A 22,372-nucleotide genomic window follows, 5' to 3' on the forward strand; every position below is an offset into this window, starting at 1 on the left:
TAAATGTCTCACGCGGCCCGGCTCGAAAAGCCAGGCATGAAGCCAACGGCAGTTTAGGACCGTGACCTTGAGAATCTCAAGTATGTCTCTCATGGCCCGAAGCAGCCGCAAACGCCAGCCACGGCCGCAGCCATTCACGAAAGCTTGCGCGCTCAATCTCGCAAATTCCGCCTTCAGAGACTTCTGACGATCCTGACGGGCACTCCCTTATATGCTGGCGTTCCGGATTTCCGGTCATAGTGCCCGAGAGAGACCACGCTGTTCATCTCCGGATAGTACCCGGCAACCGCGCCTTGGGGAATATTGTAAGCCACCGCCGTGAAGCGACGCGCAGCCTTCCGGGGCCTGTCGACATCACTTTCATAATAGGCAGCTTCGACGTCGATGACGTCGCCATCGGCGAGACCTCGGGCTGCGAGATCGTCCCTGTTCATGAAGATGACATCGCGCCTTCCGAATACCCCGCGATAGCGATCGTCCAGTCCATAGACCGTCGTATTATACTGATCATGGCTGCGGATCGTCGTCATCACGAGAACATTTGGATCCTTGATCCTTGGATCTTCATCCAAGCCCGGCGCAAGCAGGAAATTCGCCTTCCCTGTCTCAGTATTCCACCTGCGGTCAGAGGCCGCCACATCGAGCCGGAACCCGCCATGCACCCGCACGCGTTTGTTGAAATCGTGGAAGTCGGGAAACACGACTTCGATCTTTTCCCGGATCCTGTCGTAGTTTGCGATCAGTCCGTCCCAGTCGATGCCATATCGATCACCGAGCGTAGCCTTGGCAATGCCGGCGATGATGGCGGGTTCGGATTTGAGCTGGTCGCTCGGGGGCTTAAGGAAGCCGCGCGATGCGTGAACCATCGACATGGAATCTTCAACCGTAATCGCCTGCGGTCCCGATGCCTGGGTATCGAGATCGGTGCGGCCGAGAACCGGCAGGATCAGGGACGTCTTGGCAGTCAGGAGGTGAGAACGATTCAGTTTCGTTGCGAGATGGACTGCAAGATCCAGTTTGCGCATCGCCGCAAAGGTCACATCGGGATCCGACATTGCCACTGCAAGATTGCCACCAAGACAGATAAGCGCTTTCGAACGTCCCTCGCTAATAGCTTCGATGGCTTCTATCGCATTGTGTCCCTTGGTCGCCGAAGGCCGAAATCCGAAGGCGCGCTCCATGCCGTCAATCAGCGCGTCGTTGGGAATCTCGGTAATGCCGACCGTCCGGTCTCCCTGAACGTTCGAATGGCCGCGGATCGGTGCGATGCCGGCACCCTGTCTGCCGATATTGCCGCGCAGCATCAGCAAGTTCGCGACCTGCTGGACGTTCGCCGTGCCGTTGCTGTGTTGGGTAAGCCCCATGCCATAGCAGACGATGACGTTCTTCGCATTGAGATAGACGTCGACGGCGCTTTCGATCGCATCGCGCGTCAGCCCCGAAACAGCCAATATTGCAGCCCAGTCGGTGGCTTCCACATCGGCTTTGAGCGCATCGATGCCGACCGTGTGTTCTGCGATGAAATCCCGGTCGAGAACCCCCTTCCCTCCGGCCGCGATGTCTGCGGCATCACGCTCGAAGATCGACTTCATCAGGCCTTTGAGCGCCGCGAGATCACCGCCGGCTCTGACCTGATGATAGGCCGAGGCAATCGGCGTCGAGGACAGCGTCACCATTTCCACCGGATTCTGCGGCGCGGCAAACCTTTCAAGCGCGCGCTCCTTCAGCGGATTGAACACGATGATCGGGACGCCTCGCCGGGACGCCTCATGCAGCGTCGTCATCATGCGGGGGTGATTTGTTCCGGGATTGTGGCCGAAGCTGAAGATCGCGTCCGCGTGGTCGAAATCCTCAAGCGTAACGGTGCCTTTGCCCACACCGATCGACAGTGGCAGCCCGACGCTCGTGGCCTCATGGCACATGTTGGAGCAATCGGGAAAATTGTTGGTGCCATAGGCCCGTACGAAGGTCTGAAAGAGGAAAGCGGCCTCGTTGGACGCCCTGCCCGATGTGTAAAACTCTGCCATATCAGGATCAGGCAGATTGCGGAGCTGCTCCCCGATGATCTCGAAGGCCGCGCTCCATTCAATCGCCTCGTAGCGGTCGGCTTTCGCATTATAGATCAGCGGATGCGTCAGACGGCCCTGATCTTCAAGCTTGTGGTCGATCCATTGCCAGAGTTCGCTCACGGTATGTGCTTCGAAGAAATCCAGGCCGACACGCTTGGCAGTTGATTCCCATGTAATGGCCTTGGCGCCGTTTTCGCAGAACTCGAAGGAAGAGGTGTGCTTCGGGTCGGGCCACGCGCAGCCCGGACAGTCGAAGCCTTCGGGCTGGTTGGCCTTGAGAAGCGTGGCGGTTCCCTGAGCGATCACCTGCTGGTGCGCCAGCGTCTTGGCGACGGCACGCAACGCACCCCAACCGCCGGCAGGCTCGTTATAGTCTTCAATACCTTCAGGTCTCTTCACGGTCATCGCAGCTACTCCAGTTGTTGGTGATCGCCTGGTATGTTGCCAAGAAATTTTGAAAGGGTAGATGTGCAAGACACGAGCTTACTCTAATGGTCACGCAGAGGCGAGACGCGATACGCCGATCGCGATCCTGTTGGAAAGCTGCGCTGAAACGTCAGCGGAGGGTGATTTCCGCGGCAAGGCCGCCTTCGCTGCGATTGTAGAGCCTCAGAGAGCCGCCGATCGCGATTGCCAATTGTTGTGCGATCGCCAAACCCAGCCCGGTTCCGCCGGTGCCGCGATTGCGGGACTGTTCGAGCCTGTAGAACGGCTGCATCGCCGCTTCGAGCTGATCGTCGGGGATGCCAGCGCCGCTATCCAGAACGGTGATGGTGACAAGTCCCTGGCCGTCTCGCGCGACATTGATCTCTGCATCGCCGGCAAATTTCAGGGCGTTGTCGATGAGGTTCGATAGAATACGCCGAAGCGCATGCGGCCTTGTCATCAGCGTGCCGCTAATCGTCTTGGCGATGGTCACGGCCTTTCCCATATCCTGGTAATCGTAGGCAAGGCTCTCGATGAATGAGGCGATATCGATTTTAGATGATTTTTCGACGTTGCCATGAGCGCTTCTGGCGTAGGCCACCCCTTCCTGAACAAGGCGTTCGATCTCGGCCAGATCCTGCACAAGCTTGTCCTTCTCCGGCGTATCGTCCGCCATCTCCGCCCGCAGGCGCATGCGGGTGATCGGCGTCTGCAGATCATGCGAGATTGACGCAAGGATCTGGACGCGCTCTTCGAGATATCTGGCAATGCGGTCGCGCATGGAATTGAAGGCCTTTGCCGCATGGGCGACCTCGGTCGGACCGCTTTCGTCCAGCCTCGGGTCCTTCTTGTTGGGGTCGAGCGCGTCCGCTGCCGCGGCAAGTGCCGCTAAGGGACGGATCGCCTGTCGAACGGCAAACCATGTGCAAAGGATCAGGAGGATGAGCTGGACGATCAGGACATAGGGCAGCCACTGGGCGAGCGGCATGATACCCGTCGGCGTGACATCGATCGTCAGGGGACTGCCGTCGCTCAATGTCAAATGCGCCTGCAGCCGCCGCCCGTCTCCCGGGATGGATTCGACCTTGAGAGGAAAGCGATGACCGACGGCTTCCTCGATTTTCGCGGCGATCTCGGCACCTCGACCGGATACGTCAGCCACGCCGGGCAATCCTGGTCCCATGACGAAGTGATAGTTTCCGCGGCTGAGCCGATCCAGCCAATTCGCGCGTTCGTTCGCCGGCAAACGATCGAGAACGGCGATCGAAGTCGCCACGTCGCTCTCCAGCGTGCCAAGCATGATCGCCTTGGCCGACAGGTAGCGCTCGGTGACAATCACGGCAAAAGACAGGCCGGAGGCGATCGTAAGACCGGCAAGCAGGATCAGAAACAGCCTTGCCCGCAACGTCCTTGGCCAAAGCTGCAAAGGATGGAATGCCTTCGCCGCAATCATTTGCGAAACTCTGAGATTTCGACCGGTACCGACAACACGTAGCCTTCGCTGCGAACCGTCTTAATGTAGGTCGGTTCACGGGCATCATCGCCCAGCCGCTGCCGAAGACGGCTGACCAGAAGATCGATGGAGCGATCGAACAAATCCGCCTCGCGACCTTGCGTCAGGTTCAACAGCTGATCGCGATTGAGAACGCGCTGCGGGTGATCGACAAAGACGCGGAGCAGCCGATATTCAGCACCGCTGAGCGCAATCTCGGTTCCCTCGCGGTCGAGCAAATGGCGGGCAACCGTATCGAGCTTCCAATCGCCGAAGGTCAGCAGCTGGCCGACCTCGGTCACCTGCAGATTGGGGGGCAGCATGCGGGTCCGGCGCAACACGGCCTTGATGCGGGCCAGCAGTTCGCGTGCGGCAAAAGGCTTGGCAAGATAGTCGTCCGCGCCCATCTCTAGCCCGATAATCCGGTCCATCTCGTCGGTGCGGGCCGTCAGCATCAGGATCGGCGTTGCCTTGTGCTTGCCTGCCCGCAATTCCCGGCACAGAACAAGGCCGTCATCGCCCGGCATCATGACATCGAGCACGATAAGGTCGACGGTATTGGATTCGAGAAAGCTGCGCATCTGCCGGCCATCGGCAGCGACAGTCGTCCGAAGGCCGTTCTTCGTCAGATAGCTCGACACCAGTTCACGGATTTCACGATCGTCATCGACGATGAGAATGTGATCGATGTGCTCCACTTGCGGCTCCTGAATCAATTGTCGACGAAGGCAGGCCCGTCATGATCGATATTCGATCTGATATGAAGACTCTTCGATCGATGTCCGAAAAGTTCCATATCTTCAAATGTTGATATGCCGAAGCGCAAGCGCAGCCTGCCGATCATTGCGGTTCCTGTTCGCGCGCATGGCGAATAGCGGGCAATTTTTCATCGTCATCATCCGAGATACCGGCCTTGAAGCTCCGGATGCCCTTTGCAACATCACCCATCAACTCGGGGATCTTGCCTCGACCGAAGATAAGAAGGACGATCGCGAGGACGATCAACCAATGCCAGATGCTGAGTGAACCCATAGTCGGATCCTTTCGTGTACTTGGTTTGTTGGGCTGCTACCCGGACACGAGGCCCGGATAGCCAGCCGGCGGAATAAGTGTGGTCTATTGCCATCTCGATTTTCGCGGCGACGAACGCTGTGCCCGCGCCCTTCTTATCGGCAATCAATATGCGTCGACGTCGATCACGGCCTGAGCGAAGGCCTGGGGCGCTTCCTGAGGCAGGTTGTGGCCGATGCCGCCGCCGATGGTGCGATGGCTATACTTGCCGGAAAATTTGTTGGCATAGGCGGCCGGTTCAGGGTGCGGCGCACCGTTGGCATCGCCTTCCATGGTAATCGTCGGCACCGATATAACCGGAAATGCAGCGAGCTTCTTTTCCAGTTCGTCATACTGCGGCTCGCCTTCAGCAAGGCCAAGACGCCAGCGGTAATTGTGGATCACAACTGCCACGTGATCGGGATTGTCGAAGGCCGCAGCCGACCTGTCATAGGTCGCATCGTCGAAGTTCCACTTCGGAGAGGCGAGCTGCCAGATGAGCTTGTTGAAATCATGCCGGTTGGCCTCGTAGCCAAGCCGTCCGCGTTCCGTGGCGAAGTAGAACTGGTACCACCACAAGAGCTCGGCCTTGGGCGGGAGTGGCTTCTTGTTAGCCTCCTGGCTGCCGATCAGGTAGCCACTGACAGAAACCAGGGCCTTGCAGCGCTCGGGCCAGAGTGCGGCGACAATGTCGGCTGTGCGAGCGCCCCAGTCGTAACCGGCGACGACTGCCTTCTCGATTTTCAGCGCATCCATCAGCGCGATGATGTCGACAGCCACAACCGCCTGTTGGCCGTTGCGGACTGTGTCGCTGGAGAGGAACCTTGTCGTGCCATAACCACGAAGATAGGGGATGATCACCCGGTAGCCGGCCGATGCAAGCAAGGGCGCGACGTCGACAAAGCTGTAGATATCGTAGGGCCAGCCATGCAGGAGGATGACGACGGGGCCGTTGGCCGGACCTGCCTCGGCATATCCGATATTGAGGAGGCCAGCATCAATCTGCTTCAGTGGCGCGAACGAGGTATTCGTGCCCGGCTTGATGGTGGGCAATTTTTTCGGGGTCTCATTGCCTGACTGCGCATTGGCGATGCCGATCGCTCCCAGCTGAGTTGCAGCGACCGCCATCGCGGCAATACCAAAAAATCGACGGCGTTGATGGTTGATTTCGTCAGACATGGTCTTCTCTCCAGTTGAATTCGTCGTGCCGCAAGAAAACGACTCTCATGTATCCCCGTTGTGTCGCGATCCATCCTGTTTTGAATACCCATGTAGCTTTCAGCGGCCAAGATACACTTTGATACAATTGCCCGTGGTCCCCGGCTTCGAATGCAAAAGAGCGCCCCTCGTCGAAGGGCGCTCCATTCAGTCGCTATAACGGCTTTTGAAGGCTTATGCCTTGAAGAAGGCCAGCAGATCCGCGTTGATCACATCGGCATGGGTCGTGGCCATGCCATGCGGGAAGCCCTTGTAAACCTTCAAAGTGCCGTTCTTCAGCAGCTTGGAGGACAGAAGGGCGGAATCTGCGATCGGCACGATCTGGTCGTCATCGCCATGCATGACGAGCACCGGCACGTCGATCGCCTTCAGGTCGTCGGTGAAGTCGGTTTCGGAGAAGGCCTTGATGCAATCATAATGGGCCTTGGCGCCGCCCATCATGCCCTGGCGCCACCAATTGTCGATGATGCCTTCCGACACCTTGGCATCCGGACGGTTGAAGCCGTAGAACGGCCCCGCTGGTATGTCGTGGAAGAACTGTGCGCGGTTTGCAGCCAGGGCAGTACGGAAGCCATCGAACACTTCAAGCGGAAGGCCGCCCGGGTTCTTGTCGGACTTGACCATGATCGGCGGCACAGCGCCAATCAGGACAGCCTTGGACACTCGGCCGTTACCGCCATGCTTTGCGACATAGCGGGCAACTTCGCCACCGCCTGTCGAATGGCCGACATGGATCGCACCCTTCAGGCCGAGATGATCGACCAGCTCGGCCACGTCGGCGGCGTAGGTGTCCATCTCGTTTCCGGTCGCCGTCTGGCTCGAACGGCCGTGGCCGCGGCGATCATGGGCGATAACGCGGAAGCCCTTGTCGAGGAAGAACAACATCTGGGCATCCCAGTCGTCGGCGCTCAACGGCCAACCGTGGTGGAACACGATCGGCTGACCCGTTCCCCAGTCCTTGTAGTAAATCTCAGTGCCGTCTTTGGTGGTGATCGTATTGCTGCTCATCGTGTTCTTCCCTTTCGAAGGCTGCTTGGTGGAGGCTTCTGCGGATTGTGCAAGGGGCAGGACCGCCGCTGCAGCGGCAATGCCCAGACCTGCTGTCATGACGCCGCGACGGGTAGCTTGAGTGTTCGACTGGCTCATCTCGATCTTCCTTTAAATCATTATCGCAATATCTATTATCGCGATAACTTGACCATAGCGGCACTTCTCGAGCCTGTCCATAGAAAAAATATTATCGCGATATTATTTTTCGTGGTAGAAAGAGACCTGACATTTGCAGGAGACCTTATATGCCTGTCCCGCTAGACAACCAGCTTTGTTTCTCGCTCTATGCCGCGAGCCTTGCGATCAATCGCACCTACAAGCCGATGCTGGATGCTATGGGTATCACCTACCCGCAGTATCTGGTTCTGAGCGCTTTGGGAGAGGAGGACGGCATGACGATCGGCGCAATTGCCGAGCGGCTGGCACTGGAGTCGAGTACGATCACGCCGCCGGTGAAACGGATGGAGCAGGCCGGCCTCGTCGAACGCCGGCGCAGCAAGGCAGACGAACGTCAGGTTCACGTCTGGCTCACCGATGCCGGTCACGCCTTGCTTGTCCAGAGCAACTGTCTTGGTGAGACCCTGGTGGAGCGCTCGGGCATGACACCGCAGCAAATGGAAGCGCTGAACCGGCAGGTGCGCGCACTGCGCGGTGCATTGGCCGAAGAAGAGATCTGACGCTCTTACCGCGCTCCTTGCCTCTTCGGGACGTCCGCCGGTATGAAAGAGACATGTCTTCGGTCGATGCAAAAAACCTGCAGCATGTCGGCTTCATCCTGATCCCGGGATTTGCCTTGATGTCTTACGCCTCGGCGACCGAGCCGCTGCGCGCTGCGAACCTTCTCGCCGGTCGGGAGATCTATCGCATCTCTAACTTCTCGCCGGAAGGAAAGCATGCACACTCCTCCAGCGGCGTGTTGGTTCCGGCCGAGCCGCTACCCAGCCGGCGATCGGAACTCGGGACTGTCTTTGTGTGCGCCGGCGGCTCGCCGCGGGAGTGGCAATATCCGGCCCTGCTTTCCTGCCTCCGACAATTGTCCCGCGACGGCGTGCGCATCGGCGGCATCTCCGGCGGCCCCTACCTGCTGGCGCAGGCCGGCCTGCTGGCGCAGCGTGATTTCACCATTCACTGGGAATATGCACCCGCGCTGCTGGAAGCCTTTCCCGATCTTGCTCCACGCCAGGCGCGCTTCGTCATCGACAGCAACCGCATAACCTGCGGCGGCGGCATCGCATCCCTCGACATGATGCACGCCCTGATCGCTGAACGGATGGGGCAGGACTTCGCCCGCAGGGTCAGCGACTGGTATCTGCACACCGAGGTCGGCGAGCCCGCCGCGCCGCAACGCGCATCGCTGGCAGAGCGTTACGGCGTCCATCATCCGGGGCTTCTCAGCGTCCTTGAGAAAATGGAGGAGACGATCGAGATGCCGCTTGATCGCTCCGCCATGGCGCGCATTGCCGGTGTCACACCGCGTCATCTGGATCGGCTTTTTGCCACCCATCTCAGCTCAGGTTTCCTTGATCAGTACCGCCAGATCCGATTGCAGCATGCCCGGCGCCTGCTGGAGCAAAGCCCGCTTTCGATTTCGCAGATCGCGGTCGCGACGGGATTTTCCAATGGGGCGCACTTCTCTCGCGTCTTTCGGCGCGCCTATGGCATGGCACCGAGCGACGTGCGTAAGTCCTGACTTTCTTCACGGTTGAGAAAATTTCACCCTGACGATAGGGTGCGCTGCAGAAGACCTGCCGCAAGGGACCGCCAATGAGCAGCAAGCATGATAAGGCAGCGAACCAGGAACCGCCGCATGGCTCCCGGCCCGCTTTTACGCAAGATCCGCATGCGGTTCGCGAACCCAAGGAAAACAATCTCGAAATGGCGATCGGCCACGAGGTGCGTGCCTATCGCAAGAAGCTCGGCATAACAGTGACGGACCTTGCCGCCGCAACCGGGATATCGCTCGGCATGCTCTCGAAGATCGAGAACGGTAACATCTCACCGTCGCTCACCACGCTCCAGGCCCTCTCCCGCGCCCTGGGCGTACCGCTGACGGCATTCTTTCGCCGTTACGAGCAGCCCCGCAATGCCGTTTTCGTCAAGGCGGGCGAAGGCGTCGAGCTTGAACGGCGAGGGACGCGCGCCGGCCATCAGTACAATCTTCTCGGTCACATCGACAACAACTCCAGCGGCGTCATCGTCGAGCCCTATCTCATCACCCTGACTGCCGATTCCGATGTCTTCCCGACCTTCCAGCACGAAGGGATGGAGTTTCTCTATATGCTTGAGGGCGAGGTGGTCTATCGCCACGGCGACCAGCTTTTCCCGATGCAGCCGGGCGACAGCCTGTTCTTCGACGCCGATGCGCCGCACGGACCGGAGCAATTGGTCAAGCTTCCAAGCAGATACCTGTCGATCATCAGCTATCCACAGCGCGACGGGTCCGGCTGACTTGCCTTAAAAGAAAAATTTATTCTTCCAAGTTGAAATCCAGAATTGGACCTGTTACTCATTTCGCATACGCGAATGGAGGGTCTGATCATGTGCGGAATTGTGGGGCTTTTCCTGAAGGATAAAAGCCTGGAGCCCGAACTTGGCTCGCTTCTATCGTCGATGCTTGTCACGATGACCGACCGCGGACCGGATAGCGCCGGTATTGCGATCTACGGCGCAAGCAGCGGTAGCGACACCAAGATCACGATCCAGTCGGCCAAGCCGAAGAAAGACTTCGCCGACCTCGGGGCCGACCTCAGAAAGGCACTGGACGCTCCCATCTCCATCGAGATCAAGAGCACCCATGCCGTCATCACTCTACCGAGAGACATGCTTGACGAGGGACGCGCCGCGATTGCCGAGCTTCGTCCTGATGTCCGCATCATGAGCAGTGGCGATGCAATCGAGATTTACAAGGAAACCGGCTTGCCGAAGGACGTGGTCTCGCGCTTTGCGGTCAACTCCATGTCGGGCACACATGGCATCGGCCATACGCGCATGGCGACGGAATCGGCCGTGACGACGCTTGGCGCCCACCCGTTCTCGACAGGCTCCGACCAGTGCCTGGTGCACAATGGCTCGCTCTCCAACCACAATAATCTGCGCCGTGAACTGAAACGCGAGGGCATGACCTTCGAGACGGAAAATGACACCGAAGTTGCTGCCGCCTATCTCACCGCCGAGATGGCCAAGGGCAAGAACCTCGGCCAGGCACTGGAAGGCGCGGTCAACGATCTCGACGGCTTCTTCACCTTTGTGGTCGGCACGAAATCCGGCTTCGGTGTCGTGCGCGACGCGATCGCCTGCAAGCCGGCAGTCATGGCCGAAACCGATCAATATGTCGCCTTCGGCTCGGAATATCGCGCGCTCGTCAACCTGCCGGGCATCGAGGATGCACGGGTCTGGGAGCCGGAACCGGCGACCGTCTATTTCTGGGAACGCTGAAGCCGGACTTCGACTTCAACCTATCGGCTCGATTTCATTTCAGGACGATTTCATGCCCACATTCGATCTTGCGGTAACTCCGCTTCGCGACCTCAACCAGACCCTGCATGACGTGGCAACGGGCGACAACGACATCAAGTTCGATGTCGTGAACCCTCGCGGGCACCATGCGGTTGCAGCCGGCGTACATGCGCCCGTCAGCATCGATATCCACGGCAGCGTCGGCTATTACTGCGGCGGCATGAATGAAGAGGCCAGCATCACCGTACACGGATCGGCCGGCCCCGGTGTCGGAGAGAACATGATGTCCGGCCGGATCACCATCAAGGGCGACGCCAGCCAGTATGCCGGCGCCACCGGCTGCGGCGGATTGCTTGTTATCGAGGGCAATGCTTCTTCGCGTTGCGGCATTTCGATGAAGGGCATCGACATCATCGTGCGCGGCAATATCGGCCACATGTCTGCCTTCATGGCGCAGGCAGGCAATCTGGTCGTGCTTGGCGATGCCGGCGAGGCGCTCGGCGATTCCCTTTATGAAGCCCGCATCTTCGTGCGCGGCAAGGTCCAGTCCCTTGGCGCCGATTGCGTGGCCAAGGAAATGCGCCCTGAACATATCAGGCTTCTCGGTAACCTTCTCGAAAAGGCCGGCATTACCGATGTCAGGCCGGAAGAGTTCAGCCGCTACGGCTCCTCCCGCAAGCTCTACAATTTCCACGTCGACAATGCCGACGCCTATTGAGCCCAATCGAGGTTTTTAAATGAGCTATCAGAATCCGCCCACCAAGCCTCGCCCCTCGGCAACCTTCGACGAATACACGATGTCGGAAATTCGCCGCGCAGCAGCGACCGGCATCTATGATATCCGCGGCGCCGGCGCCAAGCGCAAGCTGCCGCATTTCGACGATCTTCTCTTCCTCGGCGCCTCGATTTCCCGCTATCCGCTGGAAGGCTATCGCGAGAAGTGCGGCACCAATGTCGTGCTCGGCTCACGCCATGCAAAGAAGCCGATCGAGCTGAAAATCCCAATTACGATTGCCGGCATGAGCTTCGGTTCGCTCTCGGGGCCCGCCAAGGAGGCTCTCGGCCGCGGCGCGACCATCGCCGGAACCTCGACGACGACAGGTGACGGCGGCATGACCGAAGAGGAACGCGGCCATTCCGAGATTCTGGTCTATCAATATCTGCCGTCGCGCTACGGCATGAACCCGCGAGATCTGCGCCGCGCCGATGCGATCGAAATCGTCGTCGGCCAGGGTGCCAAACCTGGCGGCGGCGGCATGCTGCTCGGGCAGAAGATTTCCGACCGTGTTGCAGAGATGCGCACGTTGCCGAAGGGCATTGACCAGCGCTCTGCCAGCCGCCATCCTGACTGGACCGGACCGGACGATCTGGAGATCAAGATCCTCGAGCTGCGCGAAATTACCAATTGGGAAAAGCCGATCTACGTCAAGGTCGGCGGCGCCAGGCCCTATTACGATACCGCTCTTGCCGTGAAAGCCGGCGCTGACGTCGTCGTGCTCGATGGCATGCAGGGCGGCACGGCCGCCACGCAGGAAGTCTTCATCGAGAATGTCGGCATGCCGACGCTTGCCTGCATCCGCCCTGCGGTCCAGGCGCTGCAGGATCTTGGCATGCATCGCAAGGTGCAGCTGATTATCTCCGGCGGCGTCAGGAATGGCGCCGACGTCGCCAAGGCGTTGGCGCTCGGGGCCGACGCGGTATCGATCGGTACGGCGGCCCTCATCGCCATCGGCGAAAATGATCCGCGCTGGGCCGCCGACTATGAGGCGCTCCATACGACCGCCACCGCCTATGACGACTGGCATGAGGGCAAGGATCCGTCAGGCATCACCACGCAGGACCCTGAATTGATGAAGCGCGTCGACCCTGTTGCCGCCGGTCGCCGTCTGGCCAATTATCTCAAGGTCATGGCGCTGGAGGCACAGACGATCGCCCGTGCCTGCGGCAAGAACCATGTCCACAATCTGGAACCTGAAGATTTGTGCGCACTGACGATCGAAGCGTCGGCCATGGCGCAGGTACCGCTCGCGGGAACGAGCTGGATACCAGGCAAGGGAGGCTACTGATTTCTGCCGGCCGAGGCAAAAATGCCCGGCCGTCTCGCATGCATAACCAAAGTGTCTCTGAGAAATCCAAAGGGGAACGAGAATGACACTGGACCTTGCTGCCTTTGCAAAAGACAAGGGCATCAAATATTTCATGATCAGCTATACGGATCTCTTCTCCGGGCAGCGTGCCAAGCTTGTGCCAGCGCAGGCGATCAAGGGCATGCAGGAAGAAGGCGCGGGCTTTGCCGGTTTCGCCACCTGGCTCGACATGACGCCTGCCCATCCCGATCTTTTTGCGGTGCCGGACGCAGATTCCGTCATCCAACTGCCCTGGAAGAGGGAAGTCGCCTGGGTTGCTGCCGATTGCATGATGGAAGGCCAGCTGGTGGCGCAGGCGCCCCGCAATGTCCTGAAGAAATTGGTTGCCCAGGCGCAATCACAGGGCAAGCGCGTCAAGACCGGAGTCGAGGCGGAATTCTTCTTGATCACCGCCGATGGCTCGAAGATCTCGGATGAATTCGATACCGCTGAAAAGCCCTGCTACGACCAGCAGGCGGTCATGCGTCGCTACGACGTCATCGCCGAGATCTGCGACTATATGCTGGAGCTCGGCTGGGGCGCCTATCAGAACGACCATGAAGACGCGAACGGCCAGTTCGAGATGAACTGGGAATTCGATGACGCGCTGAAGACGGCCGACAAGCATTCCTTCTTCAAGTTCATGGTGAAGTCGATCGCCGAGAAACATGGGCTTCGCGCGACTTTCATGCCCAAACCCTTCAAGGGCCTGACGGGCAATGGCTGCCATTGCCACGTCTCCGTCTGGGACAATGACGGCAGGACCAACGTCTTTGCCGACAAGGAAGCCGAATTCGGGCTATCGGCGGAGGGCAAGCACTTCCTAGGCGGCATCATGAAACATGCCTCCTCGCTTGCCGCGATCACCAATCCGACGGTCAATTCCTACAAACGCATCAACGCGCCGAGAACGACTTCGGGCGCGACCTGGTCGCCGAACACGGTCACGTGGACCGGCAACAACCGCACCCACATGGTGCGCGTGCCGGGGCCTGGGCGCTTCGAGCTTCGCCTGCCCGACGGAGCGGTCAATCCATACCTACTACAAGCGGTGATCATCGCCGCCGGTCTGGGCGGCATCCGTACCAAGGCGGACCCCGGTCCGCATTGCGATATCGACATGTATGCGGAAGGCCATCTGGTCAAGGACGCGCCGCGCCTGCCGCTGAACCTGCTCGATGCCCTGCGTGCCTATGATGCTGACGAGGGTTTGAAGGAAGCGATCGGAACCGAATTCTCCTCCGCCTACCTCAAGCTCAAGCATCAGGAATGGAACGCCTACTGCTCGCATTTCACGCAGTGGGAACGCGACGCGACGCTCGATATCTGAGCCGGGCGCCGAGGTTTCGAAATTTATAGGGGCCATGGACCGGCGGCGACCGCCGGTTCTTAAGGATGCGATATACGCCGCAGCGGCGAGGAAAACGACATGAAGAGCTACGTTCTGACGGTATCGTGCAAGTCGACGCGCGGGATTGTTGCGGCGATATCGAACTATCTGGCCGACCAAGGCTGCAACATCGTCGACAGCTCGCAGTTCGACGATCTCGACACCGGCAAGTTCTTCATGCGCGTCAGCTTCATCTCTGAGGAAGGGGTCGGCGCCGAGGCGCTGGTCGAGGGCTTCAAGCCGGTCGCCGGGAAATTCGCCATGGATGCCGAGCTGCACGATGCCACCAAGCGCATGAAGGTGCTGCTGATGGTGTCGCGCTTCGGTCATTGCCTCAACGACCTGCTCTATCGCTGGAAGATCGGGGCGCTGCCGATCGACATCGTCGGCGTCGTCTCCAACCATTTCGACTACCAGAAGGTCGTCGTCAACCACGACATCCCCTTCCACCACATCCGCGTCACCAAGGAAAACAAGCCGCAGGCGGAAGCCCAGCTTCTGGACCTTGCCGAGCAGAGCGGCACCGAGCTGATCGTGCTTGCCCGCTACATGCAGGTCCTGTCGGACGCCATGTGCCGCAAGATGTCCGGCCGCATCATCAACATCCATCATTCCTTCCTGCCGAGCTTCAAGGGCGCCAATCCCTACAAGCAGGCCTATGAGCGCGGCGTGAAGCTGATCGGGGCGACGGCGCACTATGTCACCGCCGATCTCGACGAAGGCCCGATCATCGAGCAGGACACGGTGCGCGTCACGCATGCGCAGTCGGCCGAGGATTATGTCTCGATGGGCCGCGACGTCGAAAGCCAGGTGCTGGCCCGCGCCATCCACGCCCATATCCACCACCGCACCTTCATCAACGGCAACCGCACCGTCGTCTTCCCGGCAAGCCCGGGTAGCTATGCGTCGGAGAGGATGGGGTGAGCGGCAGCGCAGGGAGATCGGCTGTCATCGCTATGCCTGAAAAGCGCCCCGAGGTTTTGAAATTTAGAGCGAAACAAGCCGATAAAATCGTCTGGATCGGCTTGCCACAACGGGAAAGACGAATATAGTCAAGAAATAAATATTCCGTACAGGAAAAAGAGGGAACGAAATGGCTTTATCTTGGCGTTTCTCCGCCTTGGCGGATCGACATCGGGCTCTGGGTTCGAAACTCGAGGACTGGAGCGGAATGGGAACCGCCTGGACCTATGAGAAGGACATGTCGGAAGAGCATGTCGCCGTTCGCACCAAGGCGGGCATCATGGATGTCTCGGGCCTGAAGAAGGTGCACCTGGTCGGCCCGCACGCCATCGCCGTTCTCGACTACATCACCACGCGCGACATGACGAAGATCTATCCCGGTCGCTCAGTCTACGCCACGATGCTGAACGACCGCGGCCATTTCACCGACGACTGCATCGTCTATCGCACCGGTCCGAATTCCTGGATGCTGGTGCACGGCTCCGGCTCCGGCCATGAGGAACTCGTCAAGCAGGCGGCGGGCCGCAACTGCGCCGTGCTCTTCGACGACGATCTGCACGATCTGTCGCTGCAGGGGCCGCTTGCAGTCGACTATCTGGCCAAATATGTGCCCGGCATCCGCGATCTCAAATATTTCCATCACATGCAGACGACTCTCTTCGGTGCGCCCGTGATGATCTCGCGTACCGGCTACACCGGCGAGCGCGGCTACGAAATCTTCGTTCGCTGCCAGGATGCCGGGATGGTCTGGGACCGGATCGTCGCGGAAGGCAAGGAAATGGGCATCATTCCCTGCTGCTTCTCCGTTCTCGATATGCTGCGGGTCGAAAGCTACCTGCTCTTCTATCCCTATGACAATTCGCAGATGTATCCCTTCGCTGACGAGCAGCCGGGCGACAGCCTGTGGGAACTCGGGCTCGACTTCACCGTCAGCCCCGGCAAGACCGGCTTCCGCGGCGCCGAGGAACATGCGCGGCTCAAAGGCAAGGAACGCTTCAAGATTTTCGGCATGCTGATCGATGCCGACGGGCCGGCCGATCTTGGCGACGAAGTTTACGCAGACGGCAAAAAGGTCGGTGTCATCACCTGCCCCAGCTACTCGTCGCTCACGAAAAAATCCATGGCGATCGCCCGCCTCGACGTCGACAAAGCGGTGCAAGGCACGAAGCTCGAAGTGCGCGGCAAGACCGTGAAGGCGAGCGCGATTGCACATATGCTGCCCTTCGATGATCCGGAAAAGAAGAAGAGGACAGCCATAGGTTAAGGAGTGCCCATGCTCGTTGCAGGCATCAAGAGCCGGCCGGTCTATAGCGGTCTTGCCATCAAGCCATACGCAAGGCGACATCTCTTCGCACTCGAGGGAGAGGGAGCAAAGGCGCTGCTGGAGCAACGGTCGACGCTCGACGAAACCGCCCTCTCCCGCAGCGAAATCCTCTATGTCGCCCGCGGCTCTCAAGGCGCGGGACATGACGAGGCGCTGCGCAAGCTCGGCGCCGATATGTTCTACGTGGCGCCGACGATCTCGACGCTGCTCTTCCGGCTGAAGGGATCGCTGTCAAGCGCGCGTATGGGTACCCGCCTCTATATCTCGGGCACCGAGGGCTTCATCGGCCAGGTGATGATGGTCGCGCTGGAATATGGCATGGACCACGCCGCCGTCATCACGGAGCATCGCGGCTCGCTGGCGCGAAGGGTGCAATGCGTGCACTGCAAGGGCATCACCGACGATGTGACCCACAGCCCCTTCACCTGCAGCCATTGCGGCCTGCCGCTTTTGGTGCGCGACCACTATTCTCGCCGGCTCGGTGCCTTCCAGGGCGTCAATATCGATGCGGAAGAGCCGGGCAGCGCCCCTGATCCGGAGGAATTGTTCCTGTGAGCGGTGGTACTGAAATTCCGGTTCGTGTGACCAAGGTGACGCCTGTTGCCGACCGCATCAAGCGCTTCCGGTTCGAGCGGCTGGATGGGCAGCCGATGCCCTATTTCTCGGGCGGTGCCCACGTCATCGTAACGATGAACGATGGGGGCCATGTCAGGCGCAACGCCTATTCGCTGATGTCGGCGCCGCATGATTGCTCTGCTTACGAGATCAGCGTGCTGCATGTCGAGGAGTCGCGCGGCGGCTCGACTTTCATGCATGAAAGGGTCCGCGAAGGCGACGAGATCAAGGTCAGCTACCCCGTCAATCTCTTCCAGCCGGACTGGCGCGGCCGCAAGCATCTTTTGATCGCCGGCGGCATCGGCACTACGCCCTTCATCGCCATGATGGAGCAGTTTTCCCGCGAGGGCGCCAATTTCGAGCTGCATTATGCCGTGCGCACCCGCGATCGAGCCGCCTATGCCGAAGAGCTGGTCGCGCGCTACGGCTCGCAACGAATCAAGTTCTACTGCGACGCCGAGGGCGGCGTCCTGCCGCTGGGGCGCCTTCTCGACAGCCAGCCGCTCGGCACGCATCTCTACGTCTGCGGCCCGTCAGGCATGATCGACGGTGTGCTCAAGGCCGGGATCGAGGCCGGCTGGCCGGAACAGAACCTGCATTCGGAACGCTTCCTCTCTTCGCAACCCGGCAAGCCATTCACGGTCGAGCTCGTTCGCTCCGGCAAGAGCGTCCATGTCGGTCATCACGAAAGCATGCTGGAGGCAATCGAGACTGCCGGCGTCGATGCGCCCTTCCTCTGTCGCGGCGGAGCCTGCGGACAGTGCGAGACTGCAGTCGTCGCCTGCGAAGGCAAGCTTCTGCATCAGGACATCTATTTGACGGACGAAGAAAAAGCAGCCGGCGGCAAGGTGATGATTTGCGTCTCCCGCTTCGAGGGAAAGACGTTGCATCTCGATCTCTAGCCAAGACGACAAACGCGGAACAGGGAGAATGACCATGGCCATCGCCTTCAAACAGGAAACCTTCCGCGACGACTTCAGCTATCGCAACAGCCCGGAAAACATTCGCCGCTTTCCCTTTCCCTTCGAGCGGGACGAATACATGTATTCCGTCAACATGGAACCGCATGAGAAGGGACGTACGGGAACCGTCTTCGAAAACTTGATCGATGTCGACGAACATTATGTTGCGGAGATGCGCGATCGCGCGCTCGTCCTGAAGGAGGACCCGCTACGCTATCAGGCCCTGCCCCACATGATGTCGGCACAGTGGGACACGCTTGAATTGCTGATGGAAGAACAGGCCGCCGGCTACCCCGAGCATTTCACGCTGATCAGGAACGGCGACAGGTGGAGATGGATCAACCGGCCGCTCGGCATCGACGATACCTTCACCTTCGGCGATCCATCCACCCTGCCGTATGAACCGTTCGAATACATCACACGGCAGGCGCAGGGAGACTTCTGCATCGTTGACCAGCGCGACGGCAATCTCTGGATGGATGCCGGCATGGTGACGACCCAGGCCGACTGGTCGCTCGATTTCGACATCGGCATGAACTTCATGGAATGGCACGGACCAGTGCCGTTGGCGCATCAGATGGGCGTTTTCGACCGCGCCTTGAAGTTCCTGCTCAATCTGCAGCAGGGCAAGCCGACGCGTCGCTTCAACTGGACGATGACGATCAATCCACGGCTCGACACCAGCCCGGAGAACTATCCGAAATGGGGCCCGGATCGCACGACGGTCACCCCGCAGAATGTCGGCGAAAAGGTGCACCTGCGTGTCGAACTCCAGAGCCTCTGGCGGCTGCCGCGTTCCAACGGCATCCTATTCGTCATCCGCTGCTACCTGATGAACATGCAGGAACTGGTGACCGTGCCGAAATGGGCGCGTCGCTTTCCGCGGGTGTTGAAGACACTGCCACCCGAACTCATCGACTACAAGGGACTGACCCGCTTTCGCCAGGACACGATCGACTGGCTTTCGGCCTATGACGACGGGGCGCCGACCAGCCCCGGTATCTATCCGGATTGACGCAAAAGGAATGCGTTTGAAGACAGCCTACCAATAAAAGGGGAATGATACATGACTAGAGTAGCCGTCATCGGCGCCGGCCCATCCGGCCTTGCCCAATTGCGCGCCTTCCAATCGGCTGCCCAGAAGGGTGCCGAAATCCCGGAAATCGTCTGCTTCGAAAAACAGTCGGATTGGGGCGGGCTTTGGAACTACACCTGGCGCACGGGGCTCGATGAATATGGCGAGCCCGTCCACGGCAGCATGTACCGTTACCTCTGGTCGAACGGCCCGAAGGAATGCCTGGAGTTCGCCGACTATTCCTTCGAGGAACATTTCGGCAAGCCGATCGCCTCCTATCCGCCGCGCGCCGTGCTCTGGGACTACATCAAGGGCCGTGTCGAGAAGGCGAATGTCCGTCATTGGGTGCGGTTCAGCACGCCGGTGCGCATGGTGAGCTTCGACGAGGAGACCAAGAAGTTCACGGTGACCGCGCATAACCGGATCGAAGACCGGATGTATGACGAAGAATTCGACTATGTGGTCGTCGCAACCGGCCATTTCTCGACGCCGAACGTGCCTTATTTCGAGGGCGTGAAGACCTTCAACGGCCGTGTGCTCCATGCCCACGATTTCCGCGACGCGGTGGAATTCAAGGGCAAGGACATCCTGATCGTCGGACGCAGCTATTCGGCCGAAGACATCGGATCGCAGTGCTGGAAATATGGCGCGAAATCCGTGACAACAAGCTATCGCTCCAAGCCGATGGGCTTCAATTGGCCGGACAATTTCGAGGAGCGGCCACTTCTGACCAAGCTTGAGAACCGGACGGCGCATTTCCTCGACGGCTCGACCAAGGAGGTCGACGCCCTCATCTTGTGCACCGGCTACCAGCATCACTTCCCGTTCTTGCCCGACGACTTGCGCCTGAAGACGGCCAACCGGCTCTGGGCCGACCACCTCTACAAGGGCGTGATCTTCGACAAGAATCCGCAGCTCTTTTATATCGGCATGCAGGACCAGTTCTACACGTTCAACATGTTCGACGTGCAGGCCTGGTGGGCGCGTGACGTCATGATGGGCCGCATCAAGCTGCCGCCCGAAAAAGAGCTGCAGGCGAATTTCGACATGTGGCGCGCCCGCGAGGAGACGCTCGAAGATGCCGAGCAGATGATCTGGTATCAGGGTGACTATGTGAAGGAGCTACTCGCAGAGACCGACTATCCGAGCTTTGACATCGAAGGCACCAACAAGACGTTCATGGAGTGGGAACATCACAAGGCCCACAACATCATGGGCTTCCGCGACCATGCCTATCGCTCGCTGATGACCGGCAACATGTCGCCGACGCATCACACGCGTTGGGTCGAGGCCCTTGATGACTCGATGGAGGAATATCTGCGCAATTGACGTCCCCCCAAAGACGTTCGTTCCCGCGACCGGAGCGCTTCGGCGTTCCTGTCGCGGGTTTTTAGTTGCCGCCCGTTCTTTTATGGCCGTCGGAAGGCGGCTGGGATCGTCTCGGGCTTGACCTGATTGCCGGCGGTCATGACCTGCCAGTAGGCTTCGTCGACGGCATGTATGATGCAGTTTTCGATGCTGCGTGCGACCATATTGCCTTCCGCCGAATGCGCGGCCGCGACGTGTGCGACCTCTTCCGGCAGACCGACGGTCAGGCAGATGTAGACGCCGTAGGCTGGGTGCCTCAATGCCGGCCTTCCGGTATGGGGCGAAGACGCCCACCGTTCCCGGTTTACCGGGTCGAATTCCCACGGTTTGCCGATGTCATGGCAGAGCGCGCCGGCGACAACCAGATCGCGGTCTATGTCGAGCTGCGGGAAATTCCGGATGAAGTCTTCCGCTACCAGAATGGCCTGGCGCGTGACGGTACGAAAATGATCCGTCTGATTGCCGCTTATCGCTTCGAATATGCCGGGCACACCGCAGGCCGGCATCTCTACCAGCGAATTATAGCTGCTTCCTGCCAATGCGAAGGCCCAGGCCTCGACAACTTTTGCGCGGAGATCGTCATTCCTGATCTCCGCGATCTCAGGCAGATCCCTGCGGACGATATCGCGTATCTCATCGGTAATGGGACGCCCCTGCTTTGCCAGGGGCGGGGTCGCGGTGGTGGTCTTAGTCTGCTCCATCGAGTGAACCTCATTTCTTGTTGACTTGGGAGATCTGTCGGATCGGTCACGAAGCAGTTGCGTTGGCCATTTCGATCAACTTGGGAGGGAAAAGGTCGGGATTGCCTGTCAGAACCGATGCGGTCTTGGTTCGGAACGACTCGCGATCGACGTCGGTCGAAACTTTGAGGCCGTTGGATGCAAAGAAGGTGTAGGCCTCGGTCTCCTGCTGCACCGTCAGCATCCGGACATGGTCGTCGGCTGCCTTCGAAGCCTTGTTGAAAGCGTCCTGTTCGGTCTCGGAAAGTTTGCTGTAGGCGTCCGGATTGATCACGATATAGGCCGTCGTCAGCACGTGGTCGGTCTTCGACACGAATTTTTGGACTTCATAGAGCTTGGTCGATTTCACAACCGGAGCCGGCGTGTCCTGGCCATCAGCGACGCCCTGCCGGAGGGCCAGATAAAGCTCGCTCAGATCGACTGCGACAGTCGAGGCGCCCAGAGACTGTATGAGGGCGATATAGGCGCGGGAATTGGGGACGCGCATTTTCAGGCCCTGCATGTCGTCCGCCTTGAGCACAGGCTTGACGTTGTTGGTCATGCAGCGGAAGCCCAGATCGGTCCAGCCGCAGAGCTTGAATCCCTTATCGAGCGAAAGCTTGCGCAGATCGTCGCCGAATTCGCCGGCGAATGCGTTGTAGGCCTGCTGGCGCGTCTTCCAAAGGAAGGGAGCGTCCGTGATGGACATTTCCGGCACCCATCCCGAAAGACCGACGCCGATGCCACCCATCTCGACGGAGCCGCGACGAACCGCCTGCGCAATATCGCGCTCTCCTCCCAACTGGGCATTCGGGAAAATCTGCACGGTCACGCCGCCATCTGTCAGCTTCTCTATCTGCGCCTTGAATTCCAGTGCCCAGAGATGCCAGCCGTGCTCGGTGGGGGCCGGATGGGCGAGCCGAAGCTTCTTCGCTGCCGCAGCCCTCACAATGCCGGCTGGGAGAATGGAGGCGGCTCCCACCGCGCCGCCGAGTTTCAACAGCTGTCGGCGCGATACGCCGTTGGAGCTTGCTCCGTTTAGAAAATCAAATGCGGACATAGTAACACT

At 59.6% G+C, this 22,372-nt stretch carries 21 protein-coding genes; 13 read left to right on the forward strand and 8 right to left on the reverse strand.

The annotated features are described in order from the left end of the window. Positions 1-173 precede the first annotated feature (173 nt). From EV561_RS17350 to EV561_RS17375, 6 genes are all read right to left on the reverse strand, one after another. On the reverse strand, positions 174-2,474 hold the full coding sequence (locus tag EV561_RS17350; protein WP_132523542.1) for an FdhF/YdeP family oxidoreductase: 2,301 nt from the start codon (positions 2,472-2,474) through the stop codon (positions 174-176). Positions 2,475-2,625: 151 nt separating this feature from the next. Then, a complete protein-coding gene (locus EV561_RS17355; protein ID WP_132523543.1) occupies positions 2,626-3,948 on the reverse strand; it encodes a HAMP domain-containing sensor histidine kinase in 1,323 nt (440 codons plus the stop codon). Then, on the reverse strand, positions 3,945-4,685 hold the full coding sequence (locus tag EV561_RS17360) for a response regulator (RefSeq protein ID WP_132523544.1): 741 nt from the start codon (positions 4,683-4,685) through the stop codon (positions 3,945-3,947). The genes EV561_RS17355 and EV561_RS17360 overlap by 4 nt, the downstream gene beginning before the upstream one ends. A 142-nt stretch (positions 4,686-4,827) precedes the next feature. Next, on the reverse strand, positions 4,828-5,019 hold the full coding sequence (locus EV561_RS17365) for a twin-arginine translocase TatA/TatE family subunit (protein ID WP_132523545.1): 192 nt from the start codon (positions 5,017-5,019) through the stop codon (positions 4,828-4,830). Positions 5,020-5,163: 144 nt separating this feature from the next. Next, on the reverse strand, positions 5,164-6,216 hold the full coding sequence (locus EV561_RS17370) for an alpha/beta hydrolase (RefSeq protein ID WP_132523546.1): 1,053 nt from the start codon (positions 6,214-6,216) through the stop codon (positions 5,164-5,166). 213 nt (positions 6,217-6,429) lie between these two features. Beyond that, positions 6,430-7,263, reverse strand: coding sequence for an alpha/beta hydrolase (locus tag EV561_RS17375; protein WP_245512715.1), 834 nt, complete (start codon positions 7,261-7,263; stop codon positions 6,430-6,432). Between the two features lie 287 nt (positions 7,264-7,550). Between EV561_RS17375 and EV561_RS17380 the strand changes: the two genes are divergently transcribed. The 13 genes from EV561_RS17380 to EV561_RS17440 all read left to right on the forward strand — a co-directional run bounded on the left by EV561_RS17380 (position 7,551) and on the right by EV561_RS17440 (position 20,545). Then, positions 7,551-7,982 (forward strand): MarR family transcriptional regulator, encoded by a 432-nt coding sequence (locus EV561_RS17380; protein WP_132523548.1) that lies wholly within the window; start codon positions 7,551-7,553, stop codon positions 7,980-7,982. A gap of 53 nt (positions 7,983-8,035) precedes the next feature. Further along, positions 8,036-8,995, forward strand: coding sequence for a GlxA family transcriptional regulator (locus EV561_RS17385; RefSeq protein ID WP_132523549.1), 960 nt, complete (start codon positions 8,036-8,038; stop codon positions 8,993-8,995). 74 nt (positions 8,996-9,069) lie between these two features. Further along, entirely contained in the window at positions 9,070-9,753 is a 684-nt protein-coding gene (locus EV561_RS17390; protein ID WP_132523550.1) for a helix-turn-helix domain-containing protein, read from the forward strand. A 90-nt stretch (positions 9,754-9,843) separates the two neighbouring features. Further along, positions 9,844-10,740 (forward strand): glutamine amidotransferase family protein, encoded by an 897-nt coding sequence (locus EV561_RS17395; RefSeq protein ID WP_132523551.1) that lies wholly within the window; start codon positions 9,844-9,846, stop codon positions 10,738-10,740. Between the two features lie 52 nt (positions 10,741-10,792). After that, positions 10,793-11,479: a GXGXG domain-containing protein gene (locus tag EV561_RS17400; protein ID WP_132523552.1), complete on the forward strand. Its 687-nt coding sequence runs from the start codon at positions 10,793-10,795 to the stop codon at positions 11,477-11,479. 19 nt (positions 11,480-11,498) lie between these two features. Continuing rightward, entirely contained in the window at positions 11,499-12,827 is a 1,329-nt protein-coding gene (locus tag EV561_RS17405) for an FMN-binding glutamate synthase family protein (RefSeq protein ID WP_132523553.1), read from the forward strand. 82 nt (positions 12,828-12,909) lie between these two features. Continuing rightward, entirely contained in the window at positions 12,910-14,217 is a 1,308-nt protein-coding gene (gene glnT, locus EV561_RS17410) for a type III glutamate--ammonia ligase (protein WP_132523554.1), read from the forward strand. Positions 14,218-14,316: 99 nt separating this feature from the next. Continuing rightward, complete coding sequence (gene purU, locus EV561_RS17415) at positions 14,317-15,201, forward strand: formyltetrahydrofolate deformylase (RefSeq protein WP_132523555.1); 885 nt, start codon at positions 14,317-14,319, stop codon at positions 15,199-15,201. Positions 15,202-15,370: 169 nt separating this feature from the next. After that, a complete protein-coding gene (locus EV561_RS17420) occupies positions 15,371-16,504 on the forward strand; it encodes an aminomethyltransferase family protein (RefSeq protein WP_132523556.1) in 1,134 nt (377 codons plus the stop codon). A 9-nt stretch (positions 16,505-16,513) separates the two neighbouring features. Continuing rightward, positions 16,514-17,119: a dimethylamine monooxygenase subunit DmmA family protein gene (locus tag EV561_RS17425; RefSeq protein WP_132523557.1), complete on the forward strand. Its 606-nt coding sequence runs from the start codon at positions 16,514-16,516 to the stop codon at positions 17,117-17,119. Next, entirely contained in the window at positions 17,116-18,081 is a 966-nt protein-coding gene (locus EV561_RS17430; RefSeq protein ID WP_132523558.1) for a PDR/VanB family oxidoreductase, read from the forward strand. The genes EV561_RS17425 and EV561_RS17430 overlap by 4 nt, the downstream gene beginning before the upstream one ends. A gap of 34 nt (positions 18,082-18,115) precedes the next feature. Beyond that, on the forward strand, positions 18,116-19,156 hold the full coding sequence (locus EV561_RS17435) for a DUF3445 domain-containing protein (protein ID WP_132523559.1): 1,041 nt from the start codon (positions 18,116-18,118) through the stop codon (positions 19,154-19,156). A 51-nt stretch (positions 19,157-19,207) separates the two neighbouring features. Beyond that, positions 19,208-20,545 (forward strand): NAD(P)/FAD-dependent oxidoreductase, encoded by a 1,338-nt coding sequence (locus EV561_RS17440; RefSeq protein ID WP_132523560.1) that lies wholly within the window; start codon positions 19,208-19,210, stop codon positions 20,543-20,545. Positions 20,546-20,625: 80 nt separating this feature from the next. On the opposite strand, the gene EV561_RS17445 is transcribed toward EV561_RS17440, so the two are convergent. Both EV561_RS17445 and dctP read right to left on the reverse strand, forming a co-directional pair. After that, a complete protein-coding gene (locus EV561_RS17445) occupies positions 20,626-21,285 on the reverse strand; it encodes an HD domain-containing protein (RefSeq protein ID WP_132523561.1) in 660 nt (219 codons plus the stop codon). Positions 21,286-21,331: 46 nt separating this feature from the next. Next, positions 21,332-22,363 carry a TRAP transporter substrate-binding protein DctP gene (gene dctP / locus EV561_RS17450; RefSeq protein WP_132523562.1) on the reverse strand — a complete coding sequence of 344 codons (1,032 nt, stop codon included), beginning with the start codon at positions 22,361-22,363 and terminating at the stop codon, positions 21,332-21,334. Positions 22,364-22,372 lie beyond the last annotated feature (9 nt).

The organism is Rhizobium sp. BK376 (genome assembly GCF_004341625.1).
Lineage (GTDB): Bacteria > Pseudomonadota > Alphaproteobacteria > Rhizobiales > Rhizobiaceae > Rhizobium.